Below are 10,290 nucleotides of genomic sequence, written 5' to 3'. Positions count from 1 at the left end.
AACAATGCTATTGGATAAAGATGTAGATATTAGACATATTCAAAAGATATTAGGTCATAGCTCTATATCTATTACGCAAATCTATACTTATGTATCAAATATCAAACAAAAAGAAATATTAATTGCAAAAAATCCAAGAAATGATTATGTAAAGATTAATATTTGAGTATCAGAGATAAAGAATTTTGTTCTTTTTTTGCTTGTAAATGATAAGATCATATATTTTTCCAATGTAGATTTAGTTCTACATTTTTTAGCTTCACAAAATACAAAATATGAGAAATCTCGTCATCTCAACTTCATGACATGAGTGCAATTTATTCTTTATTCTTTCCTAGTAATCTGTTTCTGTATATTTTTATACCTTGTTTGTCCTATAGGTAATTCAATGCCGTTTACTAATGTTGCTTTATAGCGACATATCTTCGTAATATATCTTATGTTAACTAAATAACTGTTATGAATACGAATGAAATGTGAATTTTCCATCTCATTCAGTGTTGTTCTTGCAGTAAATGAATGATGTTCAGTGTAGACAGTAACTAGCTTATCATCTGATTTCATATATAATATCTCATTAGGAAATAGAAAATGAACATTACCACTTAAATCACGTATACTGATTTTTTGTGTTTCTTTATTAGATATATTTTCAATGTGTGTACGATCAAAAATCATTGCTTGTGGAGTGTTTTCAGAAATTTTCGCTTCCTGTACTGGGTCGTCTGATACATGACAAGCATTAGCATGTATCAATTTTAAAGTGCCTTTATCCTGTTTCCATACAAAGGTGAAGTGTATTCTGCTGGAAAATAGTATTTCTTTTCCAACATTTGTTTTAACTATAAAACGTCCATATGTGATCCATGTATGTCGTTCATGTGTCAGTATTGTATATTCTTCTTGGCTTAATTCAACAGGTGGCAATTCTCCTTCTAGGACTATGGTCTCTAAAAATTTATCACGTCCTTGAATATACTGTGAGGTATAATCTCCTATCCAGACAAAATTTTCATCTAATAATTCTTTAAAAGGAAGTAATTTCTTGCTCATAAAGGCATGAATAAGTTCTCTGGATTTATCTAAAATATCTGTTTCTGTATAACGATGATTTCTCATATAGTTAGTCTCCAATTTATTTAAAATAATAATTACTTTTATTATACATTTTCTATAAAAAAACGCAAATATAATAGATGGGATGTTTTATTTACGAACTATAATTATCATATACGAATTATTTTGACAAAATCATGAGAGAATGATAAAATAGAATAAAGAAAAATATTAGAGTTATAAAGATAAGTAATTTTGACAAATCATTCTATATTCATAACTATTTTTTAAATAATGTAAGCAATTAATATAGTGTATTGGAATTATGATTTTTTAAGTCAAACAGTGATAATGTGTGAGAAGATTAAATGATATAATTATTTATCAACATACAATGACTTATATAATTTTGATATCGGTGATAATAGATGAAGGAATTGTGTGAAATAGGTTTTTTATTAAAAAAGTAATTCTAGACTATGTGATAATAAATGAAATGATAAAAGATCAAGTTTTTAAAGATATAAACGATCTGTATAATAAGGTAGGGAAGATAAAAAGATAATCTAAGTAAAGAATAGATATATCCTCTATAATGCAAAATATAGCAATAGTATCGAATGGATATTTGTGTTAAAAGCAGTTGATACTTTCAAAGTATATGATGAATTATCCCAATTGAGTAGTATTCAAATGAATAATTTATTATTTCTTTAAGAATCTTATAGAGCAAAATCAGGAAGTACTATTATTACTTTAAAACTCGGATGTTTAGATACATGAGTATCTCAAACCAATGAATTGACTATTCTATTTGTAGATGGTTATAGTAAAAGAATTCATAATTTATTTGATGTATAACAATTTTAATTCAATATAAGATTCTATATATGAGAGAATATAAAATAAATAATCTAAAAGACAATAAAAAATATAAAGATTATCTTTTATTAAGAGATACTTTTTATACAAATAATAATCAAGAAAGTTATTGTAAGTTTATTAACTTTCATGATTTTAGATAGAAAGAAGATGATTCCGATGTTTTGAAATATTAAAAAAATTTATATGAAAGAGGTTATACAATGAAAACATTAGCAATTTCAATGGGAAGGTTTTCAAAAGATTTTATGGTTCAAGAAGGAAGTGTAAATTATCAAAACGTTTCTCTTTTTCAATCAATATCCTCAAAGTATATAAAAATAAAGAATAATTCTCAATACCCTATTTGTTTTTGTATACCAGCTAAAGCAGATGAAAGTGGATTGATTCTTGAAATGAATAGCCAAACAGAGAATGTTATTAATAAAGATATATTTCATCTATTAAGCAGAGAGTATTTAAGAATAGGTTATTTTATCGATGAAAAGAAGACTATTGCTAATAAACTTGTTTTAGAAGCTCATGATTTTTACTTAAATAAAAATACTATTCAATTTAATGTTTATAGAATGAAAATCGATATGAATGGTGTTTCCTTTTGGCCAATTGAATTAGGTATTCATCAATTAATTTATATGAGAATTGTAAGTGTAACAGGTAAACAAGTTATCAATGAAAATGTAATTGACCCTGTTATAACAACAAAATTATTTTATGAATTTCATTTAGAAGATTATGCTTTTAATATCTATGATAAAATCAAAGAAGTTTATTGCGTTTTTAATTTAGAGTATAAACTATAGGAGGAAAGAAAAAATGGGTATATTAAGTACATTATTAAGTGGTGGAGCATTGGTTGGAACATTATGCAAAGTAGCAGCAGGAGCTTTATCAGAAATGGCAACATATGTGGATGATGAAACAAAGGCAGTTTTTACAAGTACGAATTTTAACTATGATAATACAGAATTTTATCTTAAAAATGATAAGATAGATCATGTTGAATTCATAGCTTTCAACAATGATAATAAAGCAAGTAAACTCTTACAATTTCCTACTAATGAGGATGGTTCATCAATTATGTTTGAAATTCCATCCAAAAAGTCTCAAGAGATTGGTGTTGATTTGAAGTATTGTCAAAATCCTGATCAGGTGATTGGAATATCAACAATCAATGGAAATTTAAAGGGTGCTGATAGTGATGACCCTGTTGTTGTAAGAATGCGTGTTAATAATTTGAAAGTAGGAGATCCTAACTCAATAAATGATGTGAATGGTTATAAAATTAACCTTGAAGAAGATGGTGTTCATATTGTGAGTAATAGAGACGACGAACCAAATGTATTACAGAATTTTAGGTTAACAACTGAATCTGGTATTGAAATAGTTTGTGATCAAAATATTGCTTCTAAAACAGGAACAAATAGTAAAGAAAAGGTTTATCCTATTGATTTTAAAAATTATGCAATTGAAGAAAATGACAAGGTAAGTGGTGAACTTTCATTAACACTTTCTAAAACTGCTTATAAAGATTTTATGTTAGCTGGAGAAAAGAAACGTGGAGTACGTATTGAGAGTTCAAGAGAAGATGATTATAGATTCTTAAAGTTTATTGGGGTTATTAAGTAATTATGGAAGATTATTATATAGGCTATGTTGGAGAGTATTTTGAAATTACTGTTTTGTCACAAGAAGAAAGTGATGTAACATTGAGTTTGCAAGAAGAATCTATTTTACCAAAAGGACTTTGTTTTGACTCTCATCAAAAAAAGATTGCTGGATGCCCGGAAGAGGTGTATCGACAAACAATTACGATGCATAAAAAAGATGAAAAGACAGGGCAAGATACTTTTGATAATATTCTTATCATTATTAAAGAAGCAAGACAATTAACATTACTTACAAAAGAAATACCGGATATTACAGCAGGCACTGACTTTCAATATCATTTTGAATATAAAGGAGGAACTGGAGAAATTGAGTTTACTTCAGATACATTGCCAGATGGATTAGCACTTTCAAAAGATGGATGTTTAAAAGGAAATGTTTTTGTAGGTGGTGGAATGTTCCCCTTATTCATTTCTGTTAAGGATAAGCAGGGACATGAAGTTAAAAAGGAATATCATATTCGCGTTCGAAGAAAAGATGAATAGGAGGAAAGAAAAATGGGAAATAGTCGTGTATTAACAGGGCAATTAAGTGATCATAAAGGAATGACTTTAGATATAAAGGAAGGCTGGCAAGTTTGCATTATGATGACAACTCAATCATATTTTAATCAGAGAGTGATATTAAAAAATCAATATGGACGGATATTTTTTGAACAAATAAGAGGAAGAAATAAACCAATGGAGCCAGTCTTTTCACAAGTAATAAGGAACTTTGCGTTTGCTCAGCCAACTCTTCTTATTGATGTGCCAGAAAGTTCAAGAGTAGATTGTCGTTTTTCAGAAGTCAAGATTGATAATGATAAGGGAGAATATGTTGCAGTTTCATATACCTTTATGGTTGAAGATTCCACAGACTATGATTACAATGATTTGTTATTACATATTACTGCCTATAGAAATGTGGGATAATGTTTATGGGCGATAACTTATCAAGAAACCAATATATTCTTGAATTATCAAGTAACAATGCAGGTTCTTTTTTAGCAAAATGGGAGATACCACGTACTGAGTGGAAAAGTAGTGATAAAATCAGGATATATGAAGATGCCTCAAAATCAATAAATGATTTTTTGGAAGAAACAGCAGTTATAAATAATTGGGGGAGTCATACATTTGCTACAAGTGTTGATCCTGGAGTTGAATTAAGATATATTCAGGGAGGAACTACAGAACTTTATCGAACTTCTCCTTTCCCTAAAGTAGTAATGGGGATGACAAATGATACATATTACCCAACTGCCACAACGGATATTAAGAGTATGCAAATAACATATAAGAATGGATTCATGATTGTAAAAGCTATTGTGAATAATCCTCAAAATAATGATTTTATTGGATTGTATGATAGTTTGTTAGCAACTCATGATAGATATTTATATAAAATTGATAAGGATAGTTTCGATAGTGAGGTTACAACAAATGTACAGCTTTCAGGTAGAATTTTTGCTCGTTATATAACTACTGATTCATCATTAAATCTAAAAATGGTTAGACGTACTTTTCAAATGGCTGAAAACTTAAGCATTCATGAAAAGTGTGATAAAGATTTAAGCCCTGATGAGAAGTATACATTGCTACGTCAATATCCAAAAATAGAATTAGACCTTGTTAAAAAGACAGACAACCCCACATATGAGTATAATTGTATTGGATGGTCATTAGGTTTTGATGATAGATGGATTAATCCTTTGGGATCAATTCCAAGTATGATTGAGTTTTATGAAATATATGGTTGTAAAGAGACAACAACTCTAGATGAGCAAAAGATAGATTTATGGGCAACTGTTGATTTAAAACCTACTCATGGAAGTAAGTTTTTAAAGGAGGAAAACTTTGAGGCTGTCTGGGAATCTAAACTGGGGGCATCTGAGCGCATTACACATAATCGCTGTGGTGTTGAGAATGGAACTTATGGGGTCATTGTGAAATCATTTACTGTGCCACAACTGTCAAATCAATATCATCGTGAAAAAAGAGAGTGGTCATGTTTTGAACTGAATATTATTGATAAAGAAATAAAGAAGATATCTTTAGAATTAGTTCACGAATTTGAAGTAAGATTTATAAAATGGAAAAACACTTGGTTTCAAGGTGAAACAAAATATTCGTCAAATACTAATGACTTGAAGAAAGTGACTGAATATCAACAACTATGTGAATTAGGTGAAGAAGTTATTCCATTATTAATAAGGAAATTGTGTGACGAAGAAAACTTTCCCGCTTTAGTACTTTATGATGAATTACAAGGTGATAATCATTTGAAATTAAATAATGAAGAACAGTTTGATATATGGATTATGGGTGAGCAGGAAAGAACAGTTCAATCAGTTGTGCAATGGATAAATAATAAAAGGACATAAAAGATTATATTCTCATTTCAATACTTAGTGAATAATAAATATATCAAAAGCCACTGAAATACGAAATAACAGTTCAGTGGCTTAGTCCTTTTATTTTCAGTTTATATGTTTCTGATTCTATTTAAAAAAATTGTCTTGATTTATAAAATAACTAAAGATGCTCAAAATGATTATCAGTATAAACAAGCAATACGTAATGGGGCTATTATTGAATTACTGTTTGCTACTGGAATAAGAATATCAGAACTATGTTATCTAAAAAATGAAGATGTTGATTTAAAAGAAAGAATGATTAAAATATTTGGAAAAGGTTCTAAAGAAAGATATATTTATTTAGGGAATGAGCAAGTTGTCAATATATTGGTTAAATATAAGAAATTAACTGTACATGAGGAATCAGAATATTTCTTTATTAATAAATATCATGAAAGATTATCTGAACAGTCAGTACGTATATATATTCAACAATTGGGTAAAAGATTATCTCAACCTATTCATCTTACCCCACATATGTTTAGGCATACTTTTGCAACAATGCTATTGGATAAAGATGTAGATATTAGACATATTCAAAAGATATTAGGGCATAGTTCTATATCTATTACACAAATCTATACTCATGTATCAAATACAAAACAAAAAGAAATATTAATTGCAAAAAATCCAAGAAATGATTATATGAAGATTCATATTTGAGTACCAGAAATGGTACTTTCTTTTTATGTTTGACAATTGCTATATGCAATTATATAATAAAATTGTAAAAAGTTTCCATAAAAAAAGAAAAATCCGAAAAAAATGCGTATATAAGAAGTAGGAGGATAAATTTTATGGGAAAAGAAAAAACAAAACTGGACTATAAAGATGATTTGTTCTTTAAGTTTTACTGTGGAAAGGCTGGTGATGAAAGCTTGGACTTTAGAAGGTTTCTAATCAAAAACATTACAAAGCTCAATACTGATGGTATAAGAATAGGCAACGGGGAACCAGTCGTTCTTACATCTAGTGACAAGAAGATTATCATGGATACCTTTATTATACATGATGATTATTTTCTGGATCTGGAGATGCAGAACAGTACCCTTAATATCTATCAAAGCAAGAGATTTCAGTATTATCTATGTAAGAATATTGTTCTGCAGATGATGGATAAGCAAAAGGATTATCAAAAGATTAAAGAATTTCATCTGATATTGTTTATTAATCGTGAGTATAAGGATAAGATGATTGATTATGCATCACTGAGATATGAACATGGAGACCTTATCAGCAACTGCATTGTACATATGCATATTGTGAATCTTAAAAACATCGATAGAATAGCTAAGGAAAGAAAACTGAGTGAATTTGAAGCAGTGATTTATTTAATGGCAAACAATACGCTAGAAGGTATTGACTATGAAGAAAAGGAAGGGATGGTAAGTTATATGAAAGCAAATTATGAAATCTTTGGGTCAGATGTCACAATGATGAAACGAATTCTTAAGGAAAGAGAAGAAGAGGTTTTCAGACAGATGGAAATGGAGGAAAGAGAAAAGATTAGTGAAGAACGAGGAATCGGTATTGGAGAAGAACGTGGAAGAAAGTCTTCATTAGTAGATTTATTATGTCAAACAATTCAAATGAAATATCAAAAGGATGCAAGAGATTGGTTAATGAAATGTGAGGAAATTCAATTAATGGAAATTAATAAATTATTATATGAGAATATTACATATGAAGAACTGGTTCAACAATTTGCGTTTCATTGATTTTATTTAAGGTCGGTTTGAGAAGGAGGAAAATGAGTATATGTATGAAAATGAATTTGAAAAATATGATATGGTACAATTTTTTAAGGAATATTTAAGGGAAAGAGAAAAAGAAGTTTTTTATCAAATGGAATGAGATGAAGCATATGAGAGAGGATTTAAAATTGGATTAGTTAGTACATTAAGTGAGATTATGATGGAAAAGTATCATGAAGATGCAAAAGATTGGTTAATGGATTGTAGTAAAAAAGAGATATATGAAATATATGATCTTGTTGGTAATGATGTACCTTATGAAAGTATATTAGAAAAGTATATTAAAGAGTAAGATCAAGGATTATAGTCTATGATTTTAATCCTTTTTTTGTTTTGGGTACTAAATTTCACTTTTTTTGCATATGTTAAGTTGTATAGTTATAGGAGGAAGAGATAATGAATAATAATGCTAAGATTCTCATCAAAGTGGTTATTGTGATAGTGATACTATTGAATCTTCCTTTTCAAAAGGTTTATAGCGAAAATATTGAAAATGTTGTTTCATCATTAACAACAACAGATGTTAAGAAACAGTCTAATGGAAAATCTATTTATATTTATAACACACATCAGGGAGAAAAGTACGCAACCAATTCAGTGAAAGAAGGGAGTAAATATTTAATGCAATTATTACAAAACAGAGGATATGATGTTGACTATGAAACAACAGATTTTGAACTTTATAAAACTAAAAATCATATTAATTATGCTTATTCTTATACTGTTTCTAAAAAATATTTAAACAATGCCTTAAAGGATCATGGAAATTACGATCTCGTTATTGATTTTCATAGAGATTCAGTTAAAAAATCTTTAACAACAATTACAGTTGATAATAAAGATTACGCTAAACTCATGTTCGTTGTTGGAAAAGGAAGTGACAATTATCCAGAAGTTAAAAAATGCTGTGATAAGATGTCAAATATGCTTAATCAAAAAATACCAAAGATATCTAGAGGGGTTATGTTAAAACAAAGTCATTATAACCAAGGAGTAACAAAAAACATGGTCTTAATTGAAGTGGGGGCCAATGAAAACACATATGAAGAAATTCAAAATTCTTTAAATATATTAGCTTTAGTTATAGACGAGTATTTAAGTGCATGAAACAGTTCTTGACTGATTTATGTCTGGTTTTACTTGTCATATGTGTTCTGGCTATATTTTTTGATGATAACAATGTTTCACAAACAATGTTTCAAAGATCCATAGATAACTTTGAAGAAACTGTCTCATCAGGAGAAACAACTCAAAAACAATATGTTACAGTTCAAGATTCATCAGATAATCAAGTCTCTTCTTTATTAAAAGGTATAAGCCAAGGCTGTGTTCATATTATAGAATTTATTGCAACAATCTTTTCTAATTTTGTCAGTATGATATTAACTGTCATGATTTATTGAAAATGAATGCCAGAAGAGTTATGATGACTCTTCTTTTGTTTTGAAGGATATTGGGCATACTTTTTAAAATGACTTGTAAGATATCAGAATTTAACGTAAAATGATTAATATATGTTTTGATAAGAAAGAGAGTTGATATAAATGAGTCAAAAAAGAATCGTATTTATGGGAACGGCTTCATTTTCATTAGCCGTGTTAAAGATGCTTTTAGAAGAAAAATATAATGTTGTTGGTGTTGTGACACAACCTGATCGTTATGTGGGGAGAAAAAAGATTTTGACAATGCCAGATGTGAAAGTAGAAGCGTTAAAACATGATATTCCTGTCGTACAGCCACAGAAGATTAAAGATGATTATCAGGCTGTTTTAGACTTAAAACCTGATTTAATTATTACGGCTGCATATGGACAGATTGTTCCACCAATCATCTTAGATGCACCAACTATTGCATGTATTAATGTTCATGCTTCATTATTACCACTTTATCGTGGTGGAGCTCCTGTTCATCAGTGTATTATTGATGGACAAAAGAAAACAGGTGTTACAATTATGTATATGGTGAAAAAGATGGATGCTGGTCATATTATTAGTCAAAAAGAAACTGATATTTTAGATGATGATACAGTAGGAATATTATATGATCGATTAAGTGAATTAGGTGCACAATTATTAAAAGAAACATTGCCATCAATTTTAGCAGGAACAAATGACAGTATTCCACAAGATGAGTCATTTGTCACATATGCACCTACTTTATCAAGAGAAGATGAGCGTATTGATTGGAATTCAACAGCAAAACAAGTCTATAATAAGGTGAGAGGAACGTCTCCTTGGCCTGGTAGTTATACAACATATTTAGGGAAAGTTGTGAAGATTTGGGCTGGAAAAGTTCATCAATGTGAAAATGCTGTGAAACATCATGCTCATCAGGATAATGGAACAATTGTTAAGATTTTTAAGGATGCTATTGGAGTTAAGGTTGAAGATGGTGTTTATTTGATTACTGAATTTCAGTTGGAAGGTAAGAAAAGAATGTCTGTAAAAGATTATTTAAATGGGCATAATATATTTGAAGTTGATACAAAGTTTGAATAGATAGTCATTTTCGCATGACTATCTATTCTTTTCATTG

General features: G+C 28.9%; 13 protein-coding genes. 12 read left to right on the top strand and 1 reads right to left on the bottom strand.

Features of this window, described 5'->3' with window-relative positions; translation table 11 throughout:
• The first annotated feature begins 4 nt into the window (after positions 1-4).
• Complete coding sequence (locus BN350_RS21650) at positions 5-166, top strand: tyrosine-type recombinase/integrase (protein ID WP_081652888.1); 162 nt, start codon at positions 5-7, stop codon at positions 164-166.
• A gap of 158 nt (positions 167-324) precedes the next feature.
• Here the strand turns inward: BN350_RS21650 and BN350_RS09135 are convergent, their stop codons facing one another.
• Complete coding sequence (locus BN350_RS09135) at positions 325-1,119, bottom strand: LytTR family transcriptional regulator DNA-binding domain-containing protein (RefSeq protein WP_028043325.1); 795 nt, start codon at positions 1,117-1,119, stop codon at positions 325-327.
• Between the two features lie 1,022 nt (positions 1,120-2,141).
• Between BN350_RS09135 and BN350_RS09130 the strand changes: the two genes are divergently transcribed.
• The 11 genes from BN350_RS09130 to fmt all read left to right on the top strand — a co-directional run bounded on the left by BN350_RS09130 (position 2,142) and on the right by fmt (position 10,253).
• Positions 2,142-2,741 carry a hypothetical protein gene (locus tag BN350_RS09130; protein WP_028043324.1) on the top strand — a complete coding sequence of 200 codons (600 nt, stop codon included), beginning with the start codon at positions 2,142-2,144 and terminating at the stop codon, positions 2,739-2,741.
• A 13-nt stretch (positions 2,742-2,754) separates the two neighbouring features.
• Positions 2,755-3,567, top strand: a complete 813-nt coding sequence (locus tag BN350_RS09125) for a hypothetical protein (RefSeq protein ID WP_028043323.1) — start codon at positions 2,755-2,757, stop codon at positions 3,565-3,567.
• Positions 3,568-3,569: 2 nt separating this feature from the next.
• Positions 3,570-4,091 (top strand): hypothetical protein, encoded by a 522-nt coding sequence (locus BN350_RS09120; protein ID WP_028043322.1) that lies wholly within the window; start codon positions 3,570-3,572, stop codon positions 4,089-4,091.
• Between the two features lie 12 nt (positions 4,092-4,103).
• A complete protein-coding gene (locus BN350_RS09115) occupies positions 4,104-4,517 on the top strand; it encodes a hypothetical protein (protein ID WP_028043321.1) in 414 nt (137 codons plus the stop codon).
• Positions 4,518-4,522: 5 nt separating this feature from the next.
• Entirely contained in the window at positions 4,523-5,968 is a 1,446-nt protein-coding gene (locus tag BN350_RS09110) for a DUF7689 domain-containing protein (protein ID WP_147573556.1), read from the top strand.
• A 135-nt stretch (positions 5,969-6,103) separates the two neighbouring features.
• Positions 6,104-6,664: a tyrosine-type recombinase/integrase gene (locus BN350_RS18885; protein ID WP_187117126.1), complete on the top strand. Its 561-nt coding sequence runs from the start codon at positions 6,104-6,106 to the stop codon at positions 6,662-6,664.
• A gap of 134 nt (positions 6,665-6,798) precedes the next feature.
• Positions 6,799-7,719, top strand: coding sequence for a hypothetical protein (locus BN350_RS09100; RefSeq protein WP_028043319.1), 921 nt, complete (start codon positions 6,799-6,801; stop codon positions 7,717-7,719).
• Positions 7,720-7,915: 196 nt separating this feature from the next.
• Positions 7,916-8,047: a hypothetical protein gene (locus BN350_RS21645; protein WP_261797171.1), complete on the top strand. Its 132-nt coding sequence runs from the start codon at positions 7,916-7,918 to the stop codon at positions 8,045-8,047.
• 104 nt (positions 8,048-8,151) lie between these two features.
• Positions 8,152-8,862 (top strand): stage II sporulation protein P, encoded by a 711-nt coding sequence (gene spoIIP, locus BN350_RS09085; RefSeq protein ID WP_028043318.1) that lies wholly within the window; start codon positions 8,152-8,154, stop codon positions 8,860-8,862.
• Positions 8,859-9,158 (top strand): hypothetical protein, encoded by a 300-nt coding sequence (locus tag BN350_RS09080; protein ID WP_028043317.1) that lies wholly within the window; start codon positions 8,859-8,861, stop codon positions 9,156-9,158. The genes spoIIP and BN350_RS09080 overlap by 4 nt, the downstream gene beginning before the upstream one ends.
• A 141-nt stretch (positions 9,159-9,299) precedes the next feature.
• Positions 9,300-10,253, top strand: a complete 954-nt coding sequence (gene fmt / locus BN350_RS09075; protein WP_028043316.1) for a methionyl-tRNA formyltransferase — start codon at positions 9,300-9,302, stop codon at positions 10,251-10,253.
• The last annotated feature ends 37 nt before the right edge of the window (positions 10,254-10,290 follow it).

The sequence above is a fragment of the Candidatus Stoquefichus massiliensis AP9 genome (genome assembly GCF_000455285.1).
GTDB lineage: Bacteria > Bacillota_I > Bacilli_A > Erysipelotrichales > Coprobacillaceae > Stoquefichus > Stoquefichus massiliensis.
This window is presented reverse-complemented; position numbering and strand designations above follow the sequence as displayed.

Excerpts from the sequence above, each read along its gene's own strand:
- BN350_RS21650 (WP_081652888.1), top strand. The coding sequence starts at position 5 with ATGCTATTGGATAAAGATGTAGATATTAGACATATTCAAAAGATATTA.
- BN350_RS09135 (WP_028043325.1), bottom strand. The coding sequence starts at position 1,119 with ATGAGAAATCATCGTTATACAGAAACAGATATTTTAGATAAATCCAGA.
- BN350_RS09130 (WP_028043324.1), top strand. The coding sequence starts at position 2,142 with ATGAAAACATTAGCAATTTCAATGGGAAGGTTTTCAAAAGATTTTATG.
- BN350_RS09125 (WP_028043323.1), top strand. The coding sequence starts at position 2,755 with ATGGGTATATTAAGTACATTATTAAGTGGTGGAGCATTGGTTGGAACA.
- BN350_RS09120 (WP_028043322.1), top strand. The coding sequence starts at position 3,570 with ATGGAAGATTATTATATAGGCTATGTTGGAGAGTATTTTGAAATTACT.
- BN350_RS09115 (WP_028043321.1), top strand. The coding sequence starts at position 4,104 with ATGGGAAATAGTCGTGTATTAACAGGGCAATTAAGTGATCATAAAGGA.
- BN350_RS09110 (WP_147573556.1), top strand. The coding sequence starts at position 4,523 with ATGGGCGATAACTTATCAAGAAACCAATATATTCTTGAATTATCAAGT.
- BN350_RS09100 (WP_028043319.1), top strand. The coding sequence starts at position 6,799 with ATGGGAAAAGAAAAAACAAAACTGGACTATAAAGATGATTTGTTCTTT.
- BN350_RS21645 (WP_261797171.1), top strand. The coding sequence starts at position 7,916 with ATGGAAAAGTATCATGAAGATGCAAAAGATTGGTTAATGGATTGTAGT.
- spoIIP (WP_028043318.1), top strand. The coding sequence starts at position 8,152 with ATGAATAATAATGCTAAGATTCTCATCAAAGTGGTTATTGTGATAGTG.
- BN350_RS09080 (WP_028043317.1), top strand. The coding sequence starts at position 8,859 with ATGAAACAGTTCTTGACTGATTTATGTCTGGTTTTACTTGTCATATGT.
- fmt (WP_028043316.1), top strand. The coding sequence starts at position 9,300 with ATGAGTCAAAAAAGAATCGTATTTATGGGAACGGCTTCATTTTCATTA.